Origin of the sequence: Cupriavidus taiwanensis (genome assembly GCF_900249755.1) — a bacterium.
Classification (GTDB): Bacteria; Pseudomonadota; Gammaproteobacteria; order Burkholderiales; family Burkholderiaceae; genus Cupriavidus; species Cupriavidus taiwanensis_D.
Genome location: NZ_LT976853.1, coordinates 2,178,521 through 2,204,666, shown reverse-complemented (window position 1 = coordinate 2,204,666; position 26,146 = coordinate 2,178,521). Strand labels below are relative to the sequence as shown.

22 protein-coding genes are annotated in these 26,146 nt (G+C 66.0%); 20 read left to right on the top strand and 2 right to left on the bottom strand.

Annotated features, from left to right (window positions below; genetic code table 11):
- Nucleotides 1-2: 2 nt before the first annotated feature.
- From thrC to crcB, 5 genes are all read left to right on the top strand, one after another.
- Nucleotides 3-1,448 (top strand): threonine synthase, encoded by a 1,446-nt coding sequence (gene thrC, locus CBM2594_RS10045; protein ID WP_116356709.1) that lies wholly within the window; start codon nucleotides 3-5, stop codon nucleotides 1,446-1,448.
- Between the two features lie 171 nt (nucleotides 1,449-1,619).
- The gene (locus CBM2594_RS10040) at nucleotides 1,620-2,858 is read left to right on the top strand and encodes a molybdopterin-binding protein (protein ID WP_116356708.1); all 1,239 of its coding nucleotides are present in this window, start codon (nucleotides 1,620-1,622) and stop codon (nucleotides 2,856-2,858) included.
- A gap of 41 nt (nucleotides 2,859-2,899) precedes the next feature.
- Nucleotides 2,900-3,157, top strand: a complete 258-nt coding sequence (gene moaD, locus CBM2594_RS10035; protein ID WP_116356707.1) for a molybdopterin converting factor subunit 1 — start codon at nucleotides 2,900-2,902, stop codon at nucleotides 3,155-3,157.
- Between the two features lies 1 nt (nucleotide 3,158).
- Nucleotides 3,159-3,644, top strand: a complete 486-nt coding sequence (gene moaE, locus CBM2594_RS10030) for a molybdopterin synthase catalytic subunit MoaE (protein WP_116356706.1) — start codon at nucleotides 3,159-3,161, stop codon at nucleotides 3,642-3,644.
- On the top strand, nucleotides 3,644-4,024 hold the full coding sequence (gene crcB / locus CBM2594_RS10025) for a fluoride efflux transporter CrcB (RefSeq protein ID WP_116356705.1): 381 nt from the start codon (nucleotides 3,644-3,646) through the stop codon (nucleotides 4,022-4,024). The genes moaE and crcB overlap by 1 nt, the downstream gene beginning before the upstream one ends.
- Here crcB and CBM2594_RS10020 read toward each other — a convergent pair.
- Nucleotides 4,006-4,881 carry an alpha/beta fold hydrolase gene (locus CBM2594_RS10020; RefSeq protein WP_116356704.1) on the bottom strand — a complete coding sequence of 292 codons (876 nt, stop codon included), beginning with the start codon at nucleotides 4,879-4,881 and terminating at the stop codon, nucleotides 4,006-4,008. The two genes, crcB and CBM2594_RS10020, sit on opposite strands and share 19 nt — an antisense overlap.
- Nucleotides 4,882-5,142: 261 nt before the next feature.
- Here CBM2594_RS10020 and CBM2594_RS10015 point away from each other — a divergent pair, with 261 nt between their 5' ends.
- The 10 genes from CBM2594_RS10015 (at nucleotide 5,143) to clpB (ending at nucleotide 18,433) form a co-directional block, all read left to right on the top strand.
- Nucleotides 5,143-5,802: a TetR/AcrR family transcriptional regulator gene (locus CBM2594_RS10015; RefSeq protein WP_116356703.1), complete on the top strand. Its 660-nt coding sequence runs from the start codon at nucleotides 5,143-5,145 to the stop codon at nucleotides 5,800-5,802.
- A 110-nt stretch (nucleotides 5,803-5,912) separates the two neighbouring features.
- Entirely contained in the window at nucleotides 5,913-7,100 is a 1,188-nt protein-coding gene (locus tag CBM2594_RS10010; protein ID WP_116356702.1) for a substrate-binding domain-containing protein, read from the top strand.
- Between the two features lie 92 nt (nucleotides 7,101-7,192).
- On the top strand, nucleotides 7,193-7,954 hold the full coding sequence (locus CBM2594_RS10005) for an ATP-binding cassette domain-containing protein (RefSeq protein WP_116357759.1): 762 nt from the start codon (nucleotides 7,193-7,195) through the stop codon (nucleotides 7,952-7,954).
- Complete coding sequence (locus CBM2594_RS10000; protein WP_116356701.1) at nucleotides 7,947-8,687, top strand: ABC transporter ATP-binding protein; 741 nt, start codon at nucleotides 7,947-7,949, stop codon at nucleotides 8,685-8,687. The genes CBM2594_RS10005 and CBM2594_RS10000 overlap by 8 nt, the downstream gene beginning before the upstream one ends.
- 101 nt (nucleotides 8,688-8,788) lie before the next feature.
- Nucleotides 8,789-9,814 (top strand): branched-chain amino acid ABC transporter permease, encoded by a 1,026-nt coding sequence (locus CBM2594_RS09995; protein WP_116356700.1) that lies wholly within the window; start codon nucleotides 8,789-8,791, stop codon nucleotides 9,812-9,814.
- An 11-nt stretch (nucleotides 9,815-9,825) separates the two neighbouring features.
- A complete protein-coding gene (locus CBM2594_RS09990) occupies nucleotides 9,826-10,902 on the top strand; it encodes a branched-chain amino acid ABC transporter permease (RefSeq protein ID WP_116356699.1) in 1,077 nt (358 codons plus the stop codon).
- 14 nt (nucleotides 10,903-10,916) lie between these two features.
- Nucleotides 10,917-12,470: an acyl-CoA synthetase gene (locus CBM2594_RS09985; protein ID WP_116356698.1), complete on the top strand. Its 1,554-nt coding sequence runs from the start codon at nucleotides 10,917-10,919 to the stop codon at nucleotides 12,468-12,470.
- Nucleotides 12,471-12,598: 128 nt separating this feature from the next.
- Nucleotides 12,599-14,746, top strand: coding sequence for a D-(-)-3-hydroxybutyrate oligomer hydrolase (locus tag CBM2594_RS09980; RefSeq protein ID WP_116356697.1), 2,148 nt, complete (start codon nucleotides 12,599-12,601; stop codon nucleotides 14,744-14,746).
- The gene (locus CBM2594_RS09975) at nucleotides 14,746-15,624 is read left to right on the top strand and encodes a MaoC/PaaZ C-terminal domain-containing protein (RefSeq protein ID WP_116356696.1); all 879 of its coding nucleotides are present in this window, start codon (nucleotides 14,746-14,748) and stop codon (nucleotides 15,622-15,624) included. The genes CBM2594_RS09980 and CBM2594_RS09975 overlap by 1 nt, the downstream gene beginning before the upstream one ends.
- A gap of 220 nt (nucleotides 15,625-15,844) precedes the next feature.
- A complete protein-coding gene (gene clpB, locus CBM2594_RS09970) occupies nucleotides 15,845-18,433 on the top strand; it encodes an ATP-dependent chaperone ClpB (RefSeq protein WP_116356695.1) in 2,589 nt (862 codons plus the stop codon).
- A 250-nt stretch (nucleotides 18,434-18,683) separates the two neighbouring features.
- Here clpB and CBM2594_RS09965 read toward each other — a convergent pair whose 3' ends face one another.
- The gene (locus CBM2594_RS09965; protein ID WP_116356694.1) at nucleotides 18,684-19,661 is read right to left on the bottom strand and encodes a GlxA family transcriptional regulator; all 978 of its coding nucleotides are present in this window, start codon (nucleotides 19,659-19,661) and stop codon (nucleotides 18,684-18,686) included.
- 185 nt (nucleotides 19,662-19,846) lie between these two features.
- Here CBM2594_RS09965 and CBM2594_RS09960 point away from each other — a divergent pair, with 185 nt between their 5' ends.
- The 5 genes from CBM2594_RS09960 (at nucleotide 19,847) to CBM2594_RS09940 (ending at nucleotide 26,090) form a co-directional block, all read left to right on the top strand.
- A complete protein-coding gene (locus CBM2594_RS09960; RefSeq protein WP_116356693.1) occupies nucleotides 19,847-21,154 on the top strand; it encodes a GNAT family N-acetyltransferase in 1,308 nt (435 codons plus the stop codon).
- Nucleotide 21,155: 1 nt separating this feature from the next.
- A complete protein-coding gene (locus tag CBM2594_RS09955; RefSeq protein WP_116357758.1) occupies nucleotides 21,156-22,418 on the top strand; it encodes an MFS transporter in 1,263 nt (420 codons plus the stop codon).
- Between the two features lie 15 nt (nucleotides 22,419-22,433).
- Nucleotides 22,434-23,627 (top strand): aminotransferase class I/II-fold pyridoxal phosphate-dependent enzyme, encoded by a 1,194-nt coding sequence (locus CBM2594_RS09950; RefSeq protein ID WP_116356692.1) that lies wholly within the window; start codon nucleotides 22,434-22,436, stop codon nucleotides 23,625-23,627.
- 492 nt (nucleotides 23,628-24,119) lie between these two features.
- Nucleotides 24,120-24,671 (top strand): ferritin-like domain-containing protein, encoded by a 552-nt coding sequence (locus CBM2594_RS09945; RefSeq protein ID WP_116356691.1) that lies wholly within the window; start codon nucleotides 24,120-24,122, stop codon nucleotides 24,669-24,671.
- Nucleotides 24,672-25,085: 414 nt separating this feature from the next.
- Entirely contained in the window at nucleotides 25,086-26,090 is a 1,005-nt protein-coding gene (locus tag CBM2594_RS09940) for a sulfate ABC transporter substrate-binding protein (RefSeq protein WP_116356690.1), read from the top strand.
- The last annotated feature ends 56 nt before the right edge of the window (nucleotides 26,091-26,146 follow it).

Below are 26,146 nucleotides of genomic sequence, written 5' to 3'. Positions count from 1 at the left end.
CCATGAAATACCAGTCGACCCGCGGCCACGAGATGCCGCAATCGTTTTCCGAGATCCTGCTGGGCGGCCTCGCGCCGGACGGCGGCCTGTACCTGCCCGCGCAGTATCCGCAGGTCACGGCCGACGAGCTCGAAGCCTGGCGCAAGCTGCCGTATGCCGACCTGGCCTACGAGATTCTGCGCAAGTTCTGCGACGACATCCCCGCCGAAGACCTGCGTGCGCTGACGCGCAAGACCTATACGCCCGAGGTGTACTGCAACGCGCGCGCCGGCGACAACACCGCCGACATCACGCCGCTGCGCACGCTGGGCGAGGAAGGCGGCACGAAGCTGCAGCTGCTGGGCCTGTCCAACGGCCCGACGCTGGCCTTCAAGGACATGGCGATGCAGCTGCTCGGCAACCTGTTCGAGTACGCGCTGGCGCGCGCCGGGCAGGAGCTGAACATCCTGGGTGCGACCTCGGGCGATACCGGCAGCGCGGCGGAGTACGCGATGCGCGGCAAGCGCGGCATCCGCGTGTTCATGCTGAGCCCGCACCGCAAGATGAGCGCGTTCCAGACCGCGCAGATGTTCAGCCTGCAGGATCCGAACATCTTCAACATCGCCATCGACGGCGTGTTCGACGACGCCCAGGACATCGTCAAGGCGGTCTCGAACGACCACGCCTTCAAGGCACGCCAGAAGATCGGCACGGTCAACTCGATCAACTGGGCGCGCGTGGTGGCCCAGGTGGTGTACTACTTCAAGGGCTGGCTGCTGGCGACCGACGGCCCCGGCCAGAAGGTCTCGTTCTGCGTGCCGTCGGGCAACTTCGGCAACGTCTGCGCCGGCCATATCGCGCGCATGATGGGCCTGCCGATCGACAAGCTGGTGGTCGCCACCAACGAGAACGACGTGCTCGACGAGTTCTTCCGCACCGGCGCCTACCGTGTGCGCAAGTCGGCCGAGACCTACCACACCTCCAGCCCCAGCATGGATATCTCCAAGGCCTCGAACTTCGAGCGCTTTGTGTTCGACCTGCTGGGCCAGGACGCCGGCAAGCTGGCGGCGCTGTTCCGCGACGTGGAAGAGCAGGGCGGCTTCGATCTTTCGGGCACGCCGGAATTCGACCGCATCCGCCAGTTCGGCTTCGTCTCGGGACGCAGCACGCACCAGGACCGGCTGGCGACCATCCGCGACCTGTCGTCGCGCTATGGCGTCACCATCGATACCCATACCGCCGACGGCATCAAGGTGGCGCGCGAGCATCTCAGCGCCGGCGTGCCGATGGTGGTGCTGGAAACCGCGCTGCCGGCCAAGTTCGCCGACACCATCCGCGAGGCGCTCGGCCACGAGCCGGAGCGCCCGGCGAAATTCGAGGGCATCGAGAGCCTGCCGCAGCGCTTCGAGGTGATGCCGGCCGACGCCGCGCAGGTCAAGGCCTATATCGCCCGCCACACCGGCCTGTAAGCGCGCGGTGGCGCGGACGTGGCTGCGGCGCCGCCGCGTGCCGGGTGCGGGCCAACTCGCTACAATCAGGCTGCGGGCCCGAACCACGGTCCCCGGATTGCCAGCCCCGCGCGCGGGTGCCGGCAATGCGCGGACCGTTTTTCATGGGCCAACCCTTTCCCACATCGCACCATGACCCAAGCCGCAGCACCTTCCCGCCCCCCGATGCTGACCCTGGCCCAGGCGCTCGACGCGCTGCTGGGCGCCGCCCGTCCGCTGGCGCAGGCCGAGTCGATCGACACGCTGGCCGCCAACGGCCGCGTGCTGGCGGCGCCGGTGACCAGCACGCTGCGCGTGCCGCCGGCCGACAATACCTCGATGGACGGCTACGCCCTGCGCGCTGCCGACGTGCCGGCCGCCGGCACGCGGCTGCGCGTGTCGCAACGGATTTCCGCCGGCCATGTCGGCACGGCGCTGGAACCCGGCACCGCCGCGCGCATCTTCACCGGCGGGCTGATTCCGCCGGGCGCCGATGCCGTGGTGATGCAGGAGCAATGCACCGCCGACGGCGAAGACGTGATCGTCAACCACGTGCCGCAGTCCGGCGAATGGGTGCGGCGCGCCGGCGAAGACATCGAGGCCGGCAGCGTGATCCTGCCGGCCGGCACGCGGCTGACGCCGCAGGCGCTGGGGCTGGCCGCGTCGGTAGGGCAGGCGAAGCTCGACGTGGTGCGCCGCGTGCGCGTCGCGGTGTTCTTCACCGGCGACGAACTGGCGATGCCCGGCGAGCCGCTCAAGCCGGGCGCGATCTACAACTCGAACCGCTTCACGCTGCGCGGCCTGCTGGAAAACCTGGGCTGCGAGGTTAGCGACTTCGGCATCGTGCCCGATACGCTGGCCGCCACGCGCGAGACCCTGCGTCGCGCGGCGCAGGGGCATGACCTGATCATTACCTCGGGCGGCGTCTCGGTCGGCGAGGAAGACCATATCAAGCCGGCGGTCGAGGCCGAAGGACGCCTCGATATGTGGCAGATCGCGATCAAGCCGGGCAAGCCGCTGGCGTTCGGGCAGGTCGGCACCGGCAGCGAGCCGGCGTTTTTCCTGGGGCTGCCGGGCAACCCGGTATCCAGCTTCGTGACCTTCCTGCTGTTCGTGCGCCCGTTCATCCTGCGCCTGCAGGGCGTGGCCGAGGTGGCGCCGCGGCGCCTGCCGCTGCGCGCGGATTTCGAGCTCAAGAAGGGCGACCGCCGCAACGAGTTCCTGCGCGCGCGCGTCAATGCCGAGGGCGGGCTGGAGCTGTTCCCCAACCAGAGCTCGGGCGTGCTGACCTCCACCGTGTGGGGCGACGGCCTGATCGACAATCCGCCCAACCAGGCGATCGCGCGCGGCGACACCGTGCAGTTCATTCCGTTTGACGGCCTGCTCGCGTAGCGGGCGGCATCACCAGGATGCCCAGGATACAGAAGGTAGCGATGATCATCGAACTCCGATTCTTTGCCAGCGTGCGCGAACAACTCGACGTCTCCGCCGAGCGCGCCGAGGTACCGGCCGAGGTGCGCACCGTGGGCGAATTGCGCCACTGGCTGATCCGGCGCGGCGGCGCGTGGGCCGAGACCCTGGCCGAGGGCCGCGCATTGCGCATGGCCGTCGACCACGCCGTGGCGCGCGCCGATACCGCGCTTGCCGACGGCTGCGAAGTTGCGTTTTTCCCGCCCGTGACCGGAGGCTGACATGAGCGTCAGGGTGCAGCGTGAGGACTTCGATCTCGGCGCGGAAGTCGCGGCACTGCGCGCCGGCAACCCGCAGGTGGGCGCCGTGGCCAGCTTTATCGGCACCGTGCGCGATGTCAGCGAGGGCAGCGCCGTCAGCGCGATGGAGCTGGAGCACTACCCCGGCATGACCGAGAAGGCGCTGGCGCAGATCGAAGCCGCGGCATGCGCGCGCTGGGAGCTGCTGGGCGTCACCATCATCCATCGGGTCGGCCCGCTGCTGCCGCTGGACCAGATCGTGCTGGTCGCGGTCGCATCGAAGCATCGCGGCAATGCCTTCGCCGCCTGCGAATTCATCATGGATTACCTCAAGTCCGAAGCGCCGTTCTGGAAGAAGGAAGAAACACCGGAAGGCGCGCGCTGGGTCGACGCACGCGTGACCGATGAAGACGCGCTGAAGCGCTGGGGCATCCGGTCGATCAACGCCAGCGGCGAGGACCAGCCCTGATGGGGCCGTTGGGGTTTGTCGCCGTCGGTATCGGCGCCGCGGCGGGGGCCTGGCTGCGCTGGGGATTCTCGGTGCTGTGGAATGCCATCAATCCGGCGATGCCGTACGGCACGCTGGCGGCCAACCTGCTGGGCGGCTACCTGGTCGGGCTGGCGGTCGGCTTCTTCGACGCGCATGCCGGCCTGCCGCCGGAATGGCGGCTGCTGGCCATTACCGGTTTCCTGGGCGGGCTGACCACGTTCTCGACATTTTCCAGCGAGGTCGTGGCCAACCTGATGGCCGGCGACTACGGCTGGGCCGCGCTGCACCTGCTGCTGCATCTCGGCGGGTCATTGCTGCTGACCGTGCTCGGGCTCTGGACCTACCGCATGCTGGCCTGATCCGCTTCCCGGACCAGGGCCAGCAGCGCGGCATTGAAGGCCTGCGCCTGCTCCATATGCGGGCTGTGGCCGGCGCCGGCCACCACGCTGAATCCCGCCGCCGGGTGCAAGGCCCGCGTGGCGATGCCCACCGACGGCGCATAAAGGCGGCTGGCCTCACCGTACAAATGGAACAGCGGCAGCCGCGCCGTGCGCAGCGTGTCGCGGAAATCCTGGCGCGCCATGTCTTCCCACAAGCTGGCCAGCGCCGCGGCATCGCATTGCTGCGCCATGTGCGCGATGCGCTGCGCCGCCGCTGCCTGCGCAGGCCGGCCCGCCGCCCACAGGCCTGACGCCACCGACGGCGCCAGCCGGGGCCAGTCGGCACGGACGCGGTCTGCCATCTGCCGGGCAAGGGCCATGTCGTAGTGGCCGTGCAGCCCATGCGGCCAGTCCTGGTCGGTGACCATCCGGGGCGTCATGTCGATGCTGCCCACCGCCGCCAGCGGCAGCTGCGGCTGGTCGCGCAGCAGGGTCCAGGCCACCATCGCGCCCATCGACCAGCCTGCCACCACCACGTCAGCCAGCCCCAGGTGCGCGACCAGTGCCGCCACGTCACGCGCGAGCGCCGCCACGGTTGCGCCCGCGCGCTGCCGCGACAGGCCGTGCCCGGCATGGTCGGGGGCGATGACGCGGAACCCGGCCAGCGCCAGCGCGCGCTGCCCGTCAAACGCCGCGCCGTTTACCGACCAGCCATGCAGCAACAGCAAGGGCCGTCCCTGGCCGGCCTCGCGCCAGCCGGACAGGGCGCCGCGCGCCGGATGGAGCGCAAAGGGCGGCGCGGCGGGGCTGGCGGGTACCGGATCGGAAGCGTTCAACGGCGGGTCTCGGCTGGCTGGAGGGGGAAAAGGTGCCCGGGATGCGCCCCGGGATGAGGGTGCCCCTCTATTGACATCCACGCTGCGCAATTTATACGATGAAACATGAATCAGATATCAGGTTTTGCCTGATTGTCGGTTCGGGGCGACGGCAGGGCGATGGCAGGTGCGAGGAGGCGCCTGCCGGGATCTGCCGTTGCCGGCAGCAAAGGCAGCGGTCGGCATTTCCATGACAAGGCGCGCAGCGCCACCGGAGACAAGATGTCCACCACGCAGACTGGCGACACCGGCATCGCCGACGTCGACGCCACCGGCCCGGCCGGCGGCATGGGCGCGCCCAAGACCGCGCGCGGGCAGAAGACTCGCGAGGCGCTGCTGCGCGCCGCCGAGAAGGTGTTCGGCGAGAAGGGCTACTACGCCGCGTCGATCTCCGAGATCACGCAGGAAGCCAAGGTGGCGATGGGCACCTTCTACCTGTACTTCAAGGACAAGGAAGACATCTTCCGCGCGCTGGTCGCGCACATGCTGGAGTTGGTGCGCGCGCACCTGCGCAAGCACGTGGCCGCCGCCGAAACCCAGATGGAGGCCGAGCGCCTCGGCCTGAAGGCGTTTCTTTCCTTCGTTTCGCGCCACAAGAACCTGTACCGGATCGTGCTGGATTCCTACTCGGTGGACGAAACCATCTACAGCAGCTATTTCCAGGTGTTCGCCGAGCTCTACAGCCGGCGCCTGACCCGCGCCGAAGAGCAGGGCGAGATCGTGCCCGGCGATGCCGAGGTGCGCGCCTGGTGCCTGATCGGCATCAGCAATTTTCTCGGCATGCGCTATGCGCGCTGGAAGCGTCCGCCATCGATGGAGAAGGTGGTCGACACCGCTTTCGACCTGATCGCGCACGGCCTGCAGCCGCGCCAGACGCGATAGTTGCGATAGGCGCCAGTACCGGCCCGCATGCGCCGCAAGCCGGCATGCCACGCAGTTGCAGCAGGTTTCATCCCTACAAACACAAACGAGACCGAACCGAGGAGACCGCAATGCATCGCAACCCCCACGCCCTACGCGTCCTGGCCATGGCGGCCGCGCTGCTCGGCGCCGGCGCCGCGCTGGCCAAGGACATCCGCATCGCCCACGTCTACGACAAGACCGGTGCGCTCGAGGCCTATGCCAAGCAGACCCAGACCGGTCTGATGATGGGCCTGGAATACGCCACCAACGGCACCATGTCCGTCAACGGCAACAAGCTGGTGGTGATCGAGAAAGACACCCAGGGCAAGCCGGACGTGGCCAAGGCACAGCTGGCCGCGGCCTACAGCGACGACCGCGCCGACATTGCGGTGGGCCCGACTTCATCGGGCACCGCGCTGGCGATGCTGCCGGTGGCCGAGGAATACAAGAAGGTGCTGCTGGTCGAGCCCGCGGTGGCCGACTCCATCACCGGCGACAAGTGGAACCGCTATATCTTCCGCACCGGGCGCAACTCGTCGCAGGACGCGATCTCCAACGCCGTGGCGCTGGACAAGCCGGGTGTGCAGATCGCCACGCTGGCGCAGGACTATGCCTTCGGCCGCGACGGCGTCAAGGCCTTCAAGGGCGCGCTGAAGAACGCGAAGATCGTGCATGAGGAATACCTGCCGACCAATACCACGGACTTCACCGCGGGGGCGCAGCGGCTGTTCGATTCGCTCAAGGACAAGCCCGGCCGCAAGGTGATCTTCATCATCTGGGCCGGCGCCGGCAATCCGTTCAAGATCGCCGACCTGGACCCGAAACGCTACGGCATCGAGATCGCCACCGGCGGCAACATCCTGCCGGCGATGGCCAGCTACAAGAACTTCCCGGGCATGGAAGGGGCCACCTACTACTACTTCGGCATCCCCAAGAACAAGGCCAACGAGTGGCTGGTGTCCAATCACTACAGCAAGTTCAAGGCGCCGCCCGATTTCTTCACCGCCGGCGGCATGAGCGCGGGCATCGCGCTGGTCGAAGCCCTGAAGAAAACGAACGGCGAGACCGGCACCGAGAAGCTGATCTCGGCGATGGAAGGCATGTCGTTCGACACGCCCAAGGGCAGGATGACCTTCCGCAAGGAAGACCACCAGGCGATGCAGTCGATGTACCACTTCAAGATCAAGGTGGACCCGGCCTTTGCCTGGGGTGTGCCGGAGCTGGTGCGCGAGATCAAGCCCGAGGAAATGAACGTGCCCGTGCGCAACCACCGCTGATGGACGCGCCAGCCACCTTCGCCAGGGCCACCCCGGCGCCGTCGCAGCCGGCGGGCCAGCCCGCGGGCGCGGCGGCGAGCGCGGCGCAGCCGCTGCTGGAAACGCGCGGGCTCACCATCCGCTTTGGCGGGCACGTTGCCGTCAATGCGGTGTCGTGCGCGTTCCGGCCGGGCGAGCTGACCTGCATCGTCGGTCCCAACGGCGCCGGCAAGACCACGTACTTCAACCTGATCTCGGGGCAGCTGCCGCCCGGCGCCGGGCAGATCCTGCTCGATGGCGAGGACGTGACGCGCCTGCCGGTGTCGCAGAAGACCCGGCGCGGCATCGGTCGCGCGTTCCAGCTGACCAGCCTGTTCCCGCAGCTGTCGGTGCTCGAGAACGTGCGGCTGGCGGTGCAGGCGCGGCAGCAGCGCGGCATCGACCTGTTCTCGATGTGGTCGCGCCACCGCGAGCTGCAGGCGCAGGCCATGGCGATCCTGGAACGCGTGGCGCTGGCGGGCAAGCGCCACCTGACGGTGGCATCGCTGCCGCACGGCGACCAGCGCAAGCTGGAGGTCGGCATCCTGCTGGCGCTGCAGCCGCGCGTGTTCATGTTCGACGAGCCCACCGCGGGCATGAGCGTCGATGAAGTGCCGGTGATCCTGGACCTGATCCGCGAGATCCGCCAGGACCGCAGCAAGACCGTGCTGCTGGTCGAACACAAGATGGACGTGGTGCGCTCGCTGGCCGACCGCATCATCGTGCTGCACAACGGCACGCTGGTGGCCGATGGCGAGCCCGCCGCGGTGATCGCATCGCCGGTGGTGCAGCAGGCCTACCTGGGCCTGCCGGAAGAGGAGGGCAGCCATGGCTGACACGACCGCGGCGGAGCCGATCCTGCAATTGCAGGGCGTGCAGACCCATATCGGCCCGTACCACATCCTGCACGGCGTCAGCTTCGCGGTGCCGCGCGGCGGCGTGACCATGCTCTTGGGGCGCAACGGCGCCGGCAAGACCACCACGCTGCGCACCATCATGGGCCTGTGGCAGGCCAGCGCCGGCACGGTCCGCTTCAACGGCAGCGACATCACGCGCCAGGGCACGCCGGCGATCGCGCAGGCCGGCATTGCCTATGTGCCCGAGAACATGAGCGTGTTCTCCGACCTGACCGTGGCCGAGAACATGCGCCTGGCCGCGCGCACCGGGGCCATCGACGAACGCCGGCTGGACTGGGTGTTCCGCATGTTCCCGGCGCTGAAGACCTTCTGGCACCAGCGTGCCGGCGTGCTGTCGGGCGGGCAGAAGCAGATGCTGTCGGTGGCGCGCGCCATCATCGAGCCGCGCCAGCTGCTGATCGTCGACGAGCCCACCAAGGGGCTGGCGCCGGCGATCATCCAGAACATGATCCACGTGTTCCGGGAGCTGAAGCAGACCGAGGTGTCGATCCTGCTGGTGGAGCAGAACTTCCATATGGCGAAGTCGGTGGGGGATACGGTGGCGGTGATGGACGATGGCCGCACGGTGCATGCGGGGACGATGGCGGCGCTGGCGCAGGATGAGGCGTTGCAGCAGAAGCTGCTGGGGTTGTCGCTGGCGGCGCACCAGTAGCGAAGACGAGCAGCGAGACCGATTGTTTGCTCCCCTCTCCCGCGAGCGGGAGAGGGAGCACACAGCGCGCGGGACGATATGCCCGCGGCAGGATGAGATCCATGACAACATCAACGACCCTATCAAGCGCTGCGCCGGTAGATCTGCCGAAGGTCCGCCTCGACTGGACCCCGCTCGCCCTCGCACCGCTGCTGATGCTGCTGGCCTTTCCCCTGGTCGGCAGCCCGTCCACCTGGCTCACACTGACCATTGCCGGCCTGGCGATGGGCATGATCATCTTCGTGGTCTCGTCCGGCCTGACGCTGGTGTTCGGGCTGATGGACGTGCTCAACTTCGGCCATGGCGCGTTTATCGCGCTGGGCGCCTATGTCGCGGCGTCGGTGCTGCTGCCGCTGGCGGGCTGGGTCGAGGCCGACAGCCTGGCGCTGAACCTGTCGGTCTTTGCCCTGGCGATCGCCGCGGCGATGGTGGCAGCCGGCGCGGTCGGGCTTTTCTTCGAGCGCGTGGTGGTGCGTCCGGTCTACGGCCAGCACCTGAAGCAGATCCTGATCACGATGGGCGGCATGATCGTCGCCGAGCAGCTGATCAAGGCGATCTGGGGTCCGGAAACCATTGCGCTGCAGGTGCCCACCACCTTCCGCGGCGCGGTGCTGCTGGGCGACGCGGCGATCGAGAAATACCGGCTGATCGCGATGGCGCTGGGGCTGGTGATCTTCATCGCCATGCTGTTGCTGCTCAACCGCACCCGCATCGGCCTGCTGATCCGCGCCGGCGTGGAGAACCGCGAGATGGTCGAGGCGCTGGGCTACCGCGTGCGGCGGCTGTTCGTCGGCGTGTTCGTCGCGGGCGCGGCGCTGGCCGGGCTGGGCGGCGTGCTGTGGGGGCTGTACCAGCAGAACATCACGGCGGCGATCGGCGCGCAGGTCAATGTGCTGATCTTTATCGTGATCATCATCGGCGGGCTGGGTTCGACCACCGGTTGTTTCGTCGGCGCGCTGCTGGTGGGGCTGATGGCCAACTACACCGGCTTCCTGATGCCCAAGGTGGCGCTGTTCTCCAACATCCTGCTGATGATGCTGATCCTGCTGTGGCGCCCGCAAGGGCTGTTCCCGGTGGCGCGGCGCTGAGGGCAACGACCATGATCCGACTTCTCTCCGGCGACCTGCCGCGCAGCCGCGTGCTGACCGTGATCCTGCTGGTCATCCTGGTGGCCTTGGCGTGCGCACCGTTTGCCTTCCCCGGCGCACGTGCGCTCAACATGGCGGCCAAGATCTGCATCTTCGTGGTGTTGGTGGCCAGCTATGACCTGCTGCTGGGCTATACCGGCATCGTTTCGTTCGCCCACACCATGTTCTTCGGCATCGGCGGCTATGGCGTGGCCATCGCCATGTCGCGCATGGAGCCGGGCTGGGGCGCACTGCTGGCCGGCACGGCGGGCGCGCTGGCGGTGTCGGCGCTGCTGGCCTTGCTGATCGGGCTGTTCTCGCTGCGGGTGCGCGCGATCTTCTTCGCCATGATCACGCTGGCGGTGGCCACCGCCTTCGCCACGCTGGTGTCGCAGCTGTCTGAATGGACCGGCGGCGAGGACGGGCTGACCTTCAAGGTGCCCGAGGTGCTGCGCCCCGGCTTCACGCTGGGCGATGCCGAATGGCTGGGCGTGCCGCTGAGCGGCAAGCTGCTGAGCTACTACCTGGTATTCGCCGGCGCGCTGGTGCTGTTCCTGGCCATGCTGCGCATCGTCAACTCGCCGTTCGGCCGGGTGCTGCAGGCGATCCGCGAAAACGACTTCCGCGCTGAGGCGATCGGCTACCGCACCGTGGTCTACCGCACCGTGTCGACGGTGCTGTCGGCCATGTTCGCCACGCTGGCGGGCGTGCTGATGGCGCTCTGGCTGCGCTACAACGGGCCCGACACCTCGCTGTCGTTCGAGATCATGGTCGACATCCTGCTGATCGTAGTGATCGGCGGCATGGGCACGCTCTACGGCGCGGTGATCGGCACCGTGCTGTTTTTGGTGGCGCAGACCTACCTGCAGGACGTGATGAAGCTGGCCAGCGACGGCACCGCCGCGCTGCCGCTGCTGTCGGCGCTGCTGCACCCTGACCGCTGGCTGCTGTGGCTGGGCCTGCTGTTCGTGCTGAGCGTCTATTATTTCCCGCAAGGCGTGGTGGGCCGGCTGCGCGGCAGCGGCCCGGCCCGGGACATCGCCAGCTGAGCGGAGGCTAGCCCATGTACGTCATCGACTGGCTGCACCGGAACGCGCAGCACTTCCCCGACAAGGTTGCGCTGGTGGACGTCGAGAGCGGCCGCCACGTGACCTACCGCCAGGTCGACGAGCGCGCCAGCCGCTTCGCCGAATACCTGCGCGACCACCTGCGCCTGGCGCCGGGCACGCGCGTGGCGGTGCTGGCGCACAACAGCTCCGACTATCTCGAGATGCTGTACGGCTGCGCCAAGGCCGGCATGGTGATGGTTTGCCTGAACTGGCGCCTGCCCGCGGCCGAACTGCTGCCGATCCTGCGCGACTGCACCCCTGAAGTGCTGGTGGCGGGCGACGGCTTCCTCGGCGTGGCGGCGGAACTGGCCCGCGCCATGCCGTTGCGCGCGGTGCTGCACCTGGCCGATGACGAAGCCGCCGACGTGCCCGGCGGCTGGACCGAATACGAGGCCGTGCTCGACGCCGCATCCGGGCGCATCATCGAAATGCCGTGCCGCGACGAGAGCGAAATCTGGCACCTGCTGTACACCTCCGGCACCACCGGCAAGCCCAAGGGCGTGATCCAGACCTACGGCATGGTGTTCTTCAACGCCGTCAACGCGATGCTGGCCAACCAGATCACGCGCGACGACGTGTTCCTCAACGTGCTGCCGTTCTTCCATACCGGGGGGCTGAACCTGTACGCCAACCCGGTGCTGCACGCCGGCGGCACGGTGCACATCATGCGGCAGTTCGAGCCGCAGGCAGTGCTGGACCGGCTCGACCGCGGCGGCGGCGCGGGCATCACCATGTTCTTCGCGGTGCCGGCGGTGTACCTGTTCCTGAGCCAGCACCCGCACTTTGCCCGGGCCGACCTGTCCGGCGTGCGCAATATGACGGCGGGCGGCTCGCCGGTGCCCCGGCCATTGCTGGAAGCCTACCTGGCCAAGGGCGTGACCATCCGCTTCGGTTTCGGCATGACCGAGACCGGTCCCACGGTGTTCCTTTGCGACGAAGAAACGGCGCGCCGCAAGATCGGTAGCATCGGCAAGCCGGTGGGATCGATGCTGACGCGCATCGTCGATCCGCTCGGCGCGGACGTGGGCCCCGGCGAGCGCGGCGAACTGCTGATCAAGGGGCCGGGCGTGACGCCCGGCTACTGGAACCTGCCCAAGGCCACCGCGCAGGCGCTGCGCGACGGCTGGCTGCATTCCGGCGACATCGCCTATTGCGACGAAGACGGCGACTACTACATCGTCGACCGCGCCAAGGACATGTTTATCTCGGGCGGCGAGAACGTCTATCCGGCCGAGGTCGAGAACGTGCTGTTCCAGCTGCCGGGCGTGGCCGAGGCCGCGGTGATCGGCGTGCAGGACCCGCGCTGGGGCGAGGCCGGCATGGCGCTGGTGGTGCTGCGCTCCGGTGCCGCGCTGGACGCCGATGCCGTGATCGCCCACTGCAAGGCGCACCTTGCCGGCTACAAGGTGCCGCGCGAGGTGCGTTTTATTGAAGCGCTGCCGCGCACGCCGTCCGGCAAGGTGGAAAAGCACAAGCTGCGCGCGGGCCTGGCCGGCAACAGCGGCTGAGGCGCGCACCAGTCTTCACGGTTTGACGTTGTTCCCGCTGTTCGCGGTCGCAGTTTGCGCAGTCCCGGCAGTCTTCCATCGACGTAGGTCTCGACGGCCCCGGCGCGGGGCGGCAGAAGGAGGTTGACATGCAATCCACGCAGCATTCGCCGCGGCAGCAGCGCGGCCTCAGGCTCACGGCGCTGGCGGCGGCCGCATCGGTGCTGGCCGCATGCGGGTCCGGCGACGACAACAACAACGGCAACGGCGGCAATCCCAATACCAAGCCGGCCTATATCGGCGCGGTCACCGTCAGCAGCTACGACGGCGCCAGCGACGACCTGCTGACCGCGGGCCTGGGCAAGGACGGCCTCGCCAGCAGCACCGCGCCGCTGCCGCTCAACCCGGTCGCGCCCACCGCGGCCGAACTGCGGCGCTATGCGATCTACACCAACTATCGCGCCATTGTCGACACCAGTGCCGGCGGCGGCTACGGTTCGCTCTATGGTCCCAACGTCGATGCGCAGGGCAATATCACCGCGTCGGAAGGCAAGGTCGCGGGCGTGGAGTACGTGGCGTATTCCGACGACGGCTCCGGCCAGCAGAACGTGACCATGCTGGTGCAGATACCCGCCACGTTCAACACCGCCAGGCCGTGCCTGATCACAGCGACGTCGTCGGGCTCGCGCGGCGTGTATGGCGCCATCGGCACCGGCGAATGGGGCCTGAAGCGCGGCTGCGCGGTGGCCTATACCGACAAGGGCACCGGCGCCGCGCCGCATGACCTCGACACGGACACGGTGCCGCTGATCGACGGCACCCGCACCACGCGCGCGGCCGCCGGCAAGAACGCGCACTTCGCCGCGCCGGCGGGTGCGACGTCGCTGGCGGAATTCACTGCCGCCAATCCGCACCGGCTGGCGTTCAAGCACGCGCATTCGCAGCGCAACCCGGAGAAGGACTGGGGCAAGTTCACGCTGCAGGCGGTGGAGTTTGCGCTGTGGGCCATCAACGACCGCTTCGGTGCGGTGTCGGCCAACGGCACGCGCCAGCGCACGCTGGACCAGGACAAGGTGCTGGTGATCGCCTCTAGCGTGTCCAACGGCGGCGGCGCCGCCGTGGCCGCAGCGGAGCAAGATGCCGGCGGCCTGATCGACGGCGTGGCGGTGGCCGAGCCCAACCTGAACATGCCGCCCAACACCGGCATCGTGGTGCGCCGCGGCGCGGCACAGGTGGCGGCTTCGGGCCTGACGCTGTACGACTACACCACCACCGCCAACCTGCTGCAGCACTGCGCCGGGCGCGCCACCGCGCTGACGCAGGCGCCGTTCTACACCAATCCCAACATGGCGCCGTTCTTCGCCGCGCGCTGCCAGACGCTGGCCGAGAAGGGCCTGGTCACCGGCGCGAACACGGACCAGCAGAGCGCCAGCGCGCTGCAGGCGCTGCGTGCCGCCGGCTGGGAAGCGGAGTCGGATGACCTGCACCCGTCGCTGGCCGCATTCGACGTCGCGGCAGCGATCGCGGTCACCTACGCCAGCGCCTATGCGCGCGCCAGCGTGACCGACAAGCTGTGCGGCTACAGCTTCGCCGCCACGCTGACCGACCTGAAGCCCGCCGCGATCGCGCCGGCCGCGCTGGCGTCGATGTACGCGACCGGCAACGGCATTCCGCCGCAGGCGCCGGTCCAGCTGATCAACGACCGCGATCCGCAGCATGGTCCGTACCTGAACCTGCCGTCGGTTTCCGCCTCGACCCAGCGCGCCGACCTCAACTACGACGGCGCCAGCTGCCTGCGCAACCTGCTGACCGGTTCCGATGCCGCGGCACTTGCGCTGCAGGCGGGCCAGGCGCTGACGCTGCGCAACGGCAACCTGCGCGGCAAGCCGGCGCTGATCGTGCATGGGCGCAGCGACGCGCTGCTGCCGGTCAACCACACCTCACGCCCGTACCTGGGGCTGAACCGCCAGCAGGAAGGCGTGACCAGCAAGCTCTCCTACGTGGAGGTCGAGAACGCCCAGCATTTCGATGCCTTCATCGGTGTGGTGCCGGGCTACAGCAACCGCTACGTGCCGCTGCACGTCTACCTGAACCGGGCGCTGGATGCGGTCTACGACAACCTGACCACCGGCAAGGCGCTGCCGCCGTCGCAGGTGGTGCGCACCACGCCGCGGGGAGGCACCCTCAACACCCCTGCGCCGGCGCTGCTGCCGTCCAACGTGCCGCCGATCGCCGCCACGCCGGCGCCGGGCAACGCCATCACCGTCAACGCCAATACCGTACAGGTGCCCGACTGATGCACGACGACCCGCCGCGCGTGCTGTCGCAGCGCGATTTCGACCGCTTCGCCGCGCTGTCGCGCGACGATAACCCGATCCACTGCGATCCGGCCTTTGCCCGTGGCACGCATTTCGGTGCCACGGTGGCGCACGGCATGTTCCTGTTCTCGCTGCTGTGCGCGCATACCGCGCGGCAGCTGCGGGAACCGGCCTTGCCAGTCGCGCAGACGCTGATGTTTCCGGCACCGGCGTTCGTTGGCGATGCCGTGCGGTTTGCACTGTCTGCGCAGCCGGTGCCCGCAGGGCTGGCTGCCTTTGCCACGACGGTCAGTGCGGCCGCGCCCGGCCAGCCAGCGCGGGTGGCCGCCGCCGGCGAATCGCGCTGGCTGGCGGTCGCGAGTCCGGCCGCACTGGGCAGCCTGCCAGCCGGAGCGGACGCGGCTGCGCAGGACGGCGACGCGGCCCTGTACGGCCTGCGTCCGGGCCAGCAAGCGGCAGCAGTGCGGACTTTCACCTCGGCGGACCTCGACGAGTACATCGCGCTCACCGGCGATGCCAACCCGTTCCACGCCGATGCCGGCTTCGCCCGCGCACGGGGCTTCGCCGGCCCGGTGGTGCCGTTGCCGTTGCTCGCCGGCATGTTCTCGGACCTGCTCGGCACCCGGCTGCCGGGGCGCGGCACCGGCTGGATGAAGCAGTCGCTGCGGCTGGCCGCGCCGGCCCGGCTGGATGAGCCGCTGACGGCGCGCGTGCGGATCGTGCGGCTGCGCGCCGACAAGGATCTGGTCAACCTGGCCAGCGAGGTCACTGGCGCGGACGGCAAGGTGGTGGTGCAGGGCGAGTCGCTGGTGCTGGTGCGCAACCTGGCCGACAAGGGCGCCGAGCACGCCGCGTAGACTGGGCGCGTATCGCGAGCATCACTTGCCGCCGGCGGGCTTCCGCGCTGCCGGCGCCCGACATCGCAACGCCGCACAGAATGCGGCCTTGAAATGTCACGGCAAAGCCTTATCTTTCGGTATGACCAGTGTCCGGCAGGGCATACGGGCGCGCCGGCAACCACGGCCGGCGCCAGCGCCCCCGCATCAGGACACGACCTATCCGAGAGAGGGAATCCTTATGCGTCTTGACAAGCTGACCACCCGGTTCCAGGAAGCGCTGGCTGATGCGCAAAGCCTGGCGCTGGCCAACGACAACCAGTACATCGATCCGCAGCACGTGCTGCGCGCCCTGCTGGCGCAGGACGACGGCGCCGCCAAGGCGCTGCTGGCGCGCGCCGGCGCCAACGTGCAGGGCCTGCAGACGGCGCTGGACGCCGCCATCAAGCGCCTGCCGCAAGTGCAGGGCACCAGCGAGGTCCAGATCGGGCGCGAGCTGGTGAACCTGCTCAACGCCACCGAGAAGGAAGCGATCAAGCGCGGCGACCAGTTCATCGCCAGCGAGCTGTTCCTGCTGGCCGTCGCCGACGACAAGGGCGACGCCGGCCGCATCGCGCGTGAAAACGGCCTGAACCGCAAGTCGCTCGAGTCGGCCATCCAGGCCGTGCGCGGCGGCGATTCGGTCAACAGCGCCGAGGCCGAAGGCCAGCGCGAGGCCCTGAAGAAATACACCATCGACCTGACCGAGCGCGCCCGCATCGGCAAGCTCGATCCCGTGATCGGCCGCGACGACGAGATCCGCCGCGCGATCCAGATCCTGCAGCGCCGCACCAAGAACAACCCGGTGCTGATCGGCGAGCCGGGCGTGGGCAAGACCGCCATCGTCGAAGGCCTGGCGCAGCGCATCGTCAACGGCGAAGTGCCGGAAAGCCTGAAGAACAAGCGCGTGCTGGTGCTGGACATGGCCGGCCTGCTGGCCGGTGCCAAGTACCGCGGCGAGTTCGAGGAGCGGCTGAAAGCCGTGCTGAACGACGTGGCCAAGGATGAAGGCCAGACCATCGTCTTCATCGACGAGATCCACACCATGGTCGGCGCCGGCAAGGCCGAGGGCGCAATCGATGCGGGCAACATGCTCAAGCCGGCGCTCGCGCGCGGCGAGCTGCACTGCATCGGCGCGACCACGCTGGATGAATACCGCAAGTACATCGAGAAGGATGCCGCGCTCGAGCGCCGCTTCCAGAAGGTGCTGGTGGATGAGCCGAGCGTCGAGGCCACCATTGCCATCCTGCGCGGCCTGCAGGAAAAGTATGAGCTGCACCACGGCGTCGAGATCACCGACCCGGCCATCGTCGCCGCGGCGGAGCTGTCGCATCGCTATATCACCGACCGCTTCCTGCCCGACAAGGCGATCGACCTGATCGACGAGGCCGCCGCGCGCATCAAGATGGAAATCGATTCCAAGCCGGAGTCGATGGACAAGCTCGAGCGCCGCACCATCCAGCTGAAGATCGAGCGCGAGGCAGTCAAGAAAGAGACCGACGAAGCGTCGATGAAGCGCCTGGAGCTGATCGAGCAGGAAATCGCGCGCCTGGAGAAGGAGTACGCCGACCTCGACGAAATCTGGAAGGCCGAGAAGGGCGCCGCGCAGGGCACGGCCGCGCTGAAGGAAGAGATCGAGAAGGTCAAGCTGGAAATCTCCAGGCTGCAGCGCGAAGGCAAGCTCGACAAGGTCGCCGAGCTGCAGTACGGCAAGCTGCCCGGCCTGGAAGGCAAGCTCAAGGCCGCGACCGATGCCGAGGCCAGCGAGCAGAAGCAGCCCAACAAGCTGCTGCGCACGCAGGTGGGCGCAGAGGAAATCGCCGAAGTGGTCAGCCGCGCCACCGGCATCCCGGTATCGAAGATGATGCAGGGCGAGCGCGAGAAGCTGCTGAAGATGGAAGACCGCCTGCATGCGCGCGTGGTGGGCCAGGACGAGGCCGTGCGGCTGGTGTCCGACGCCATCCGCCGTTCGCGTGCCGGGCTGGCGGACGAGAACAAGCCCTACGGCTCGTTCCTGTTCCTGGGCCCGACCGGCGTCGGCAAGACCGAGCTGTGCAAGGCGCTGGCCGAGTTCATGTTCGACTCGGAAGAGCACCTGATCCGCATCGACATGAGCGAATTCATGGAGAAGCACAGCGTCAGCCGCCTGATCGGCGCGCCGCCGGGATACGTCGGCTATGAAGAAGGCGGCTACCTGACCGAAGCCGTGCGGCGCAAGCCGTACAGCGTGGTGCTGCTCGACGAAGTCGAGAAGGCGCACCCGGACGTCTTCAACGTGCTGCTGCAGGTGCTGGACGACGGCCGCCTGACCGATGGCCAGGGCCGCACCGTGGACTTCAAGAACACGGTGATCGTGATGACGTCCAACCTCGGTTCGCAGATCATCCAGTCGATGGCCGGCGAGCCGCAGGAGGCGATCAAGGGCGCGGTCTGGCAGGAAGTGCGCACGCATTTCCGGCCGGAATTCCTCAACCGGATCGACGAAGTGGTGGTGTTCCACGCGCTCGACCAGAAGAACATCGAATCGATCGCGCGCATCCAGCTGCAGCGCCTGCAGGCCCGCCTGGCCCGCATGGACATGACGCTGGAGGTCAGCGACCATGCGCTGGAGAAGATCGCCAGCGCCGGCTACGACCCGGTGTTCGGGGCGCGGCCGCTCAAGCGTGCGATCCAGCAGCAGATCGAGAACCCGGTGGCACGCGCCATCCTGGAAGGCAAGTTCGCGGCCAAGGATGTGGTGCCGGTGGATTATGTCGATGGCGAGTTCACGTTCGGGCGGAAGCTGGATTAAGTCAGGCCCAGCGGCGCTTCGATCCGCTGCCGGTTGGCTCCCCTCTCCCGCTTGCGGGAGAGGGGCCGGGGGTGAGGGCAGGCGCTGGCACACCGGCGGCCTTCACTTCGTCGAAAATCCCGGCCCTCACCCCAACCCTCTCCCGCGCGCGGGAGAGGGAGCACACCAGCGGTCGATCACAGTCAGGCCCCTGCCAGTTTGCGCAGAACCTTTTTTTTCTTCGGGACTCAAGCCTCCTCACATCGTGAGGTCAAGTCTTTTCCGCCGAGTTCGATGCCCGGTACCGGCTCGGGGGCATGGGTTCGATCTTGTTCCAGCAACTGCGGAAGGCCTGAACGCTGCTGAAGCCGGACTTCAACGAAATTTCTTCTACGGAGAGGTTTGAAGCGGTCAGCAGCTTCCTTGCGCGTGCCATGCGCAAGGCAAGCTGGTACTGCTTTGGTGTCAGCCCCGTCTCTTCCAGGAACACGCGGGAAAGATGCCTGACGCTGATCGCAAAGGCCCGGGCGAAGCGGGGATCGGACACCGAAGCTTCCAGGTTTCGCGAGATGGCATCCTGGACCGCATGGATCAACTGGTTGCCATGCGAGCGGGACTGGTACTGCGGGTCGAGTCGGGGATCATTGCTGAAGCGCCGGAATGGCACCACATTCTCGCGGGCTACACGAATGGCAGCCTCATCGCCAAAGATCTCCGCCACTAGCCTCAACGCCATGTCGATGCCCGATGCAACGCCCGCGGAGGTCCAGATATTTCCATCCGAGACAAAGACCCGGTTTTCAATCACCGAGGCCCGCGGCTGCCGCGCGCGAAGCTTCCTGATGAAGGCATGATGCGTGGTGCACAGCCGGCCATCGAGTAGTCCCGCATCACCCAGCAGGAAGGCGCCGGTGCAGACCGCAGCAATCGTCGTCGCAGGCGCCTTGCTTCCCGTGAACATGCGGCGCAGCCACGCAGCTGCATCGCGCCAGGGCTGCGATGCCATCAACGAAGGCTGCAGCTTGCTGCCGATCACTACCACCAGGTCCCGGCCATTGACGCGCGCAGGCAAGGCCTCGATTCGGTCCAGCGCCACACCCTGAAAGGCCTCCACGCCCGGATGCGGGCCGACGCAGTGAACGGAAAGCTGACCTATGCCTAGTTCCGATACCGTCGACAGGACCTGGAGCGGGCCTGCCAGATCCAGCAGGTGCACGCCGGGGAGTACGAGGAGGTAGGCGGATCTCATTTGGCGTCGATTCCGGGGGATGGCGGGCTGATGGGCTTTCTCGCTGCTGCAACCGCGCAGGATGGAAATTTTATAGCTGATCCGATATGGCCGGATCTTTGCTAACTCTGGCCAGTCGTTTGCTGGCTGGCTGCAGTTCGCACGCTTAGGATTTCAATCACCAAAAAAAGACGTGCAGGCTTCCCGTGAAAGACACAGTTCATTTCAAATGGCTCTCTGATCTGGCCGATGCGGAGGCTCATCTCATCGCCGAGCTTGTTGAATGCACGGCGTTAGACGGGGCCATGCTGGGCTATGCAAGACGCATGTCAGACGACGAGGCCGAGGGCTTCATGGCCGAGTTGCGCTATCGAATTTCCAAAGGTCATTCCCTGGCGTTGGTTGGCGTGGACAAGGGCAAGCCGGTCTTCTTCTGCATGATGACTCGCAGCGCCATGCCGAACTGTCGCCATCGTGCTGAATTGAGCAAGGGAGTCGTTCATCCCGCATACCGTGGCCAGCACATCATTCCGCAGGCCTTTCGGAAAATCGTGCTCAAGGCGGAATCGCTGGGGATCGAGCAGCTGATTCTGGATGTGCGCGCGGGGAGCCGGGCTCACCTGCTGTGGCAGCGTTTCGGATTCAAGTCATATGGTTTGCTTGACGACTATGCGCGCGTAGGAAACGAAGTTTATCGCGGTGATTTTCTTGCGCAACCGGTCTGCGCCTTGCGAAAACATGTATTCCAGGATAAGCCATCAAAGGATCGTATCGGCATGATTAAAAGAGAGAATTTCAAGGAAGAGCTGCGCCATGTTCTGCATCGCAACCTGACCCTGGGCCATCCAATCTTCGAAGAACTCTTTGACCCGATGAAGCCAAACCTGCATCTGCTAAGGGCCACCGCGCTTCAGGGATACCAGTTGACGAAGAACTTCCTGTCTTACGTCGAGCATCTCTTCTTCCATTGCCCGCTCCCGAAATTCAAGCGCGCTCTCTTGATCAATATGTACGAGGAGGAAACAGGGCGCCTCTCCAGAAGTGACAATCATGTCGTTCTCATGCAGAACTTCTTGCACGCGATTGGTATCAGTGATTTCGAGCGTGATGCCGAGCTTCCGTTGCCTGCCACCAGCGCGCTGATCAACTACCGATTTGATGCCGTACGCGATCCGGCGAAGTATCACATCGGTGCTGCGGCGGTCATGATTGCCAGCGAGGGGCAGAATCTGGAAACGAAAGCGGGTGAGGCCCGCCATGAACTCTTCGGCAGGGTATATGGACTCGCCGAAGGCGATCTGCGGTTCTTCTCCGTCCATCAAGCCGAAGACGTCGGACACGTTGAGCAGGGACTGAATCTCGTTTCCGAGTTGTGCACGACAGCCAGGATGCAGGAAGAGGCGCTGTTTGCCGTTGACCATACGTGCAAGCTGTTCTACGCCATGTATGAAAATATATATGTGGAGAATTGTCGGAGGGCGCCAGGTCCAATAGTTCTTGGGGGTGGACGCTGAGATGAACGGGCACCGGAAGTCCCACGCCATCATCTATTTGCTGATCGCCATCGGCTTCGTCGTGATGTTTGTCTCCACGGCAATAAAAGGGATTTACCAGGTTTACTTTGTCCAGTTGGCGGAACACTACGGCCGAGGACGCGCGCAATTTGCCTGGTCAGGTGGACTGTTCATGCTCGCTACCGGATTTATGTCCCCTCTGGTGGGGGCGCTGAGCGATCGTGTCGGACCGTTACGTACGTCCGCCATTGGCGCATTCGCCGCGGGGGTGGCTTGTGTGAGCGTGGCGGTCTGGCATCAGTCGATTGTTTTCTTCAGCCTGGCCTTCGGTGTCATGGGCGCGTTTGGCCTCGCGGCAATGACCTTCGTACCGATGGGCATTCTGGTGGATCGGCTGTTTGAAGAGAGAAAGAAGGGCTTGGCATACGCGGTGGTGACCAATGGCACTGCGATTGGATTCATCGTACTTTCTCCCATGTGGATATGGTTGCAGCCTCAGGCAAGCTGGATGGCCATATTCGGTGCGGTCGGGGTCGTGCTGGCATTGCCCGTCTGCGCTGCCGTGTGGCTGGCTTCACGTTGGGAGCCTGCTTCCGGCCCTGCACCCAGCGTAGCAACTCACAAGGGAAATGCGAGCGCCTGGTCGGTGGTTCGGCAAGATTCCGTCTTTTACGTCCTGGCGGTCGGATTCTTCGGTTGTGGCGCGACGATGGCGTTTATTGATGTCCATCTTCTGGCGCACTGGCAGGATCAGGGCGTGCCACGGTTGGAGATGGCCTTTGCGATGAGCACCCTGGGCCTGCTTGAACTGCTTAGCGGGATTGCCTCAGGTGTGCTTGCCCTGCGCTTCGACAAGCACCGGTTGCTTGCGTTTTTTTATGCGATGCGGTCGCTGTCGATGCTGCTTCTTCTCGCGCCCTGGCTAGGGGTCCTGCCATTTGCAGTCCTGTTCGGCGCCAGCTATCTGGGCACGGTTATCCTGACCTCCATGTTTTGCTTCGAGCGATATGGCAGGCAGATCAAGGGTCGTGTGTTCGGCTTGCTCTTTCTTGTTCACCAACTCGGAGCGTTTCTGACTGTACAATTAGGGGCCTGGTCCTTTGAATCCAGTCGGAGCTACGTGCATGCCATCCTGGGACTCGCGTTGCTTACCCTGATCTCCGCCGTGTGCTCGTGGTTCGGCCTGCGCGGTCGTGGCCCGTTGCCCATTAGCTCTGAGCCGTCGCTAGATCGGGCCGCCCCAAGTCTCGATACCAATGGCTGAGCAAACCAGACGATCATGAACAGTTCCATGACACAAGCGGTACGAGTCGCTCAGTTCCAGGATTTGTCTGACTCCTTCTGCGAGCCAATTGCGTTGACGGCCGCATACGTGTTCGAGTCGGCCGCAGACGCAGCAGCCAGGTTCAGCGGTGCATCTTACTGCAACGTGTATTCACGTTTTACCAATCCGACCGTCCGTGCATTCGAGCGGCGTCTCGCAGCGCTGGAAGGCGCTGAAGATGCGGTGGCGTTCTCATCCGGGATGGCGGCGATTGCCGCAATCGCCCAAGCGCGACTCCGGACGGGGGTTAATGTGGTTTGTTCGCGGGATGTGTTTGGCACGACGCTGACGGCCTTTCAGTACTACTTCAAGAAATTTGGCGTTGACGTCCGCCTGGTTGATTTGACCGACCTGGCGCAATGGTCTGCCGCGATCGACGATAAAACCAGTCTTGCATTCCTGGAAACGCCGTCCAATCCGCTGCAGCAGGTTGCAGACATTCGGGCGGTTGCATCCCTCGTTCACGCGCATGGTGGCTTGCTGGCAGTGGATAATACGATGCTCACGCCAATTCTGCAGAAGCCTCTGCTCCACGGCGCAGATATGGTTGTACATTCCGCCGGAAAGTACATCGACGGGCAAGGTCGCTGTGTTGCGGGTGTCGTAGCGGGGCCCACTGTTTTAATGGAAGAAATGCGTGCTGTCGCTCGCACGCTGGGGCCAACACTGAGCGCCATGAACGCATGGCTATTGCTGAAGAGTCTTGAGACCCTCGAGCTTCGTGTCGAGGCAATCTCACAGAGCACACAGACGCTTGCAAACTGGCTGAAGGACCGGCGCGAGGTCGGTACTGTGTACTACAGCGGATTCCAGCCAGATCCGAAGCGAGACTTGGCCGAGCGTCAACATTGCGGCGCTGGCGGTGTCTTGAGCTTTGAGGTTGGCGATTCGCGCGAGAGCGCCTGGGCTTTTATTGACGCGCTTCGCCTTGTATCAATCGCTACGAATATCGGTGACACGCGTTCGATGGTGACGCATCCGGCGACGACGACCCATGGCAGGCTGACAGCGGAGGAGAGAAACCGAGCTGGAATTCGTGAGAGTCTGGTGCGCTTGTCGGTGGGGTTAGAAAGCGTCGATGACCTGCAAGCCGATATCGAGCAAGCTTTGCGATGTGTCGTCGAACCTCCCCGCGCCTGGATCAATTGATAATATGGAAAAGGGCTCCGCATATCCCTCGCCGGGAACGATGGTTTACATCATAGTTATCCACTTCCCGGTTGTTGGCTGGCGTTAGGAGGATGCCTTTGATGGTTGATCCAACGACGATCCAAACGCGCAAATGGACTCGCCTAGCGTGGGCCTGCCTGGCATTCCTTGCGAGCGTGCCGCTAGTCCTGGGCGCGGTCGAACTCGCCCGCGAACGTGTGGACGGCGTCATATTTGGCTTGCGTTGCGGTGGCTAGCACACCAGCATTTCGACTGCCGCCAAGCTTGGTCTTCCCTTCTTCGGCTGATGTTTCGCCGCGTGTAAGGCGGTCTGCACCGTGCAATTTTTTCACGCCGCGATACCTCGGGTATCGCCGCCAGCCGCGACCATCGCCCCACCAGCCTAGTGGCACACTTCTCGCGTTGCAAAAGGGTTGAGTTTCCGCACAAGGCGCTGCGCCCACGCAGCCCCCATTCCCCAGGAGCCCTTCCATGACCGACAAGCCTTTCCTCACAGACGTCAAGACACTGCGCGAGCGCGCCCGCCAGCACATCGACGAGGGTGCCGTGACCGCGGGCTACACGGCGGACCGCGAGACCGTGCTGAAGTTGCTCAACGATGCGCTGGCGACCGAGATCGTCTGCGTGTTGCGCTATCGCCGCCACTACTACATGGCCAAGGGGCCGAACTCCAAGAGCGTTGCCGATGAATTCCTGGCCCATTCCAACGAAGAGCAGGGCCATGCCGACCAGATTGCCGAACGCATCGTGCAGCTCGGCGGCGAGCCCGACTTCGCGCCCGACGGCCTGACCAGCCGCTCCCACGCGGAATATGTGGAGGGCACGTCCCTGACCGACATGATCAAGGAAGACCTGGTCGCCGAGCGCATCGCCATCGACAGCTATCGCGAGATCATCCAGTTCCTGGGCGAGCGCGACCCGACCTCGCGCCGGCTGATGGAGGAGATCCTGTCGGTGGAGGAAGAGCACGCCGACGAGATGGCCGACCTGCTGGCCCGGCAGTCCGGGCAGGAAGGCGGCTAAGCCCCGGCTCGCTTGCTGCCACATGGCCCGCGCTTGACCTTGGTCAAGCCGGGTTCGCAGGCCTGCCGCTAACATTCGCCCTGTCATGGAGATGCGGGGGCGCTCTTCATGACTTGTCTACCCGTTTCCAGAATGGAAACTTCGCCCGCACCGGTTTGCCGGTGCGGGCGTTTTCTTTTGTGCGTGCCGCTTGCGCCACCCGCGCACGGTTTTTCGCGCCGGTAGCTGCCCTTCACGGGCATGCCCATATTTCCGCCGGATCTTATGCAGAAAACAGCAAAGGATCGGCGAAACCCTTCGTTCCGTTCGGATAGCCCCGTCGGTAGTCTTGCTCCTGATACAGGCCCACCCGCCAGGCGGGCCACGCAAACAGGCGCACAGCGCCATTCACGACACTGACGGGAGCAACACAAGATGATCCGCAAACTGGCCATCGGCCTGGCCGTTCTGGCAGCCATCAGCGCGGCGCAGACCGCGAGCGCTGCCAACCTGCTGAACGTTTCCTACGATCCCACGCGCGAGCTGTATGTCGATGTCAACGCCGCCTTTGCCAAGGCATGGAAGGCGCAGGGCGGCGACGCCGTGAGCGTGCGCCAGTCGCACGGCGGTTCGGGCAAGCAGGCACGCTCGGTCATCGACGGCCTCGACGCCGACGTGGTCACGCTGGCGCTGGGCTACGACATCGACGCCATCGCGGACAAGGGCCTGATCAAGCCGGACTGGCAGAAGCGCCTGCCGCACAACGCCGCGCCGTACACCTCGACCATCGTGTTCCTGGTGCGCAAGGGCAATCCCAAGGGCATCAAGGACTGGGGCGACCTGGTCAAGCCGGGCGTGCAGGTGATTACGCCCAACCCCAAGACTTCGGGCGGCGCGCGCTGGAACTACCTGGCGGCGTGGGGCTATGCGCTGCGCCAGCCGGGCGGCAACGACGCCAGGGCGCGCGAATTCGTCGGCGAATTGCTCAAGCATGTGCCGGTGCTGGATTCGGGTGCGCGCGGCGCCACCACGACCTTTGTCGAGCGCGGCCTGGGCGATGTGCTGATCGCGTGGGAGAACGAAGCCATCCTGGCGATCAAGGAGCTGGGGCCGGACAAGTTCGATATCGTCGCGCCGTCGGTGTCGATCCTGGCCGAGCCGCCGGTGGCCGTGGTCGACAAGGTGGTCGACAAGAAGGGCACGCGCAAGGCGGCCGAGGCCTACCTGCAGTTCCTGTACACCGAGGAAGGGCAGGAGATCGCGGCCAAGAACTACTACCGCCCGATCTCGCAGAAGGTCGCGGCCAAGTACGCGGCCAACTTCCCGAAAGTGAAGCTGTTCACCATCGACGAGGTGTTCGGCGGCTGGCAGAAGGCGCAGAAGACCCACTTCGCCGACGGCGGCTCGTTCGACCAGATCTACCAGCCCGGCAAGAAATAACCCATCAGACCGGCGCGCCGGGCCGCGTGGGGCGGCCGCGGCGCCGACCGGCCCAT

What these genes read in the sequence shown, in the direction of transcription:
- thrC (WP_116356709.1), top strand. Translation starts at nt 3, where the DNA reads ATGAAATACCAGTCGACCCGCGGCCACGAGATGCCGCAATCGTTTTCC.
- CBM2594_RS10040 (WP_116356708.1), top strand. Translation starts at nt 1,620, where the DNA reads ATGACCCAAGCCGCAGCACCTTCCCGCCCCCCGATGCTGACCCTGGCC.
- moaD (WP_116356707.1), top strand. Translation starts at nt 2,900, where the DNA reads ATGATCATCGAACTCCGATTCTTTGCCAGCGTGCGCGAACAACTCGAC.
- moaE (WP_116356706.1), top strand. Translation starts at nt 3,159, where the DNA reads ATGAGCGTCAGGGTGCAGCGTGAGGACTTCGATCTCGGCGCGGAAGTC.
- crcB (WP_116356705.1), top strand. Translation starts at nt 3,644, where the DNA reads ATGGGGCCGTTGGGGTTTGTCGCCGTCGGTATCGGCGCCGCGGCGGGG.
- CBM2594_RS10015 (WP_116356703.1), top strand. Translation starts at nt 5,143, where the DNA reads ATGTCCACCACGCAGACTGGCGACACCGGCATCGCCGACGTCGACGCC.
- CBM2594_RS10010 (WP_116356702.1), top strand. Translation starts at nt 5,913, where the DNA reads ATGCATCGCAACCCCCACGCCCTACGCGTCCTGGCCATGGCGGCCGCG.
- CBM2594_RS10000 (WP_116356701.1), top strand. Translation starts at nt 7,947, where the DNA reads ATGGCTGACACGACCGCGGCGGAGCCGATCCTGCAATTGCAGGGCGTG.
- CBM2594_RS09995 (WP_116356700.1), top strand. Translation starts at nt 8,789, where the DNA reads ATGACAACATCAACGACCCTATCAAGCGCTGCGCCGGTAGATCTGCCG.
- CBM2594_RS09990 (WP_116356699.1), top strand. Translation starts at nt 9,826, where the DNA reads ATGATCCGACTTCTCTCCGGCGACCTGCCGCGCAGCCGCGTGCTGACC.
- CBM2594_RS09985 (WP_116356698.1), top strand. Translation starts at nt 10,917, where the DNA reads ATGTACGTCATCGACTGGCTGCACCGGAACGCGCAGCACTTCCCCGAC.
- CBM2594_RS09980 (WP_116356697.1), top strand. Translation starts at nt 12,599, where the DNA reads ATGCAATCCACGCAGCATTCGCCGCGGCAGCAGCGCGGCCTCAGGCTC.
- CBM2594_RS09975 (WP_116356696.1), top strand. Translation starts at nt 14,746, where the DNA reads ATGCACGACGACCCGCCGCGCGTGCTGTCGCAGCGCGATTTCGACCGC.
- clpB (WP_116356695.1), top strand. Translation starts at nt 15,845, where the DNA reads ATGCGTCTTGACAAGCTGACCACCCGGTTCCAGGAAGCGCTGGCTGAT.
- CBM2594_RS09965 (WP_116356694.1), bottom strand. Translation starts at nt 19,661, where the DNA reads ATGAGATCCGCCTACCTCCTCGTACTCCCCGGCGTGCACCTGCTGGAT.
- CBM2594_RS09955 (WP_116357758.1), top strand. Translation starts at nt 21,156, where the DNA reads ATGAACGGGCACCGGAAGTCCCACGCCATCATCTATTTGCTGATCGCC.
- CBM2594_RS09950 (WP_116356692.1), top strand. Translation starts at nt 22,434, where the DNA reads ATGAACAGTTCCATGACACAAGCGGTACGAGTCGCTCAGTTCCAGGAT.
- CBM2594_RS09945 (WP_116356691.1), top strand. Translation starts at nt 24,120, where the DNA reads ATGACCGACAAGCCTTTCCTCACAGACGTCAAGACACTGCGCGAGCGC.
- CBM2594_RS09940 (WP_116356690.1), top strand. Translation starts at nt 25,086, where the DNA reads ATGATCCGCAAACTGGCCATCGGCCTGGCCGTTCTGGCAGCCATCAGC.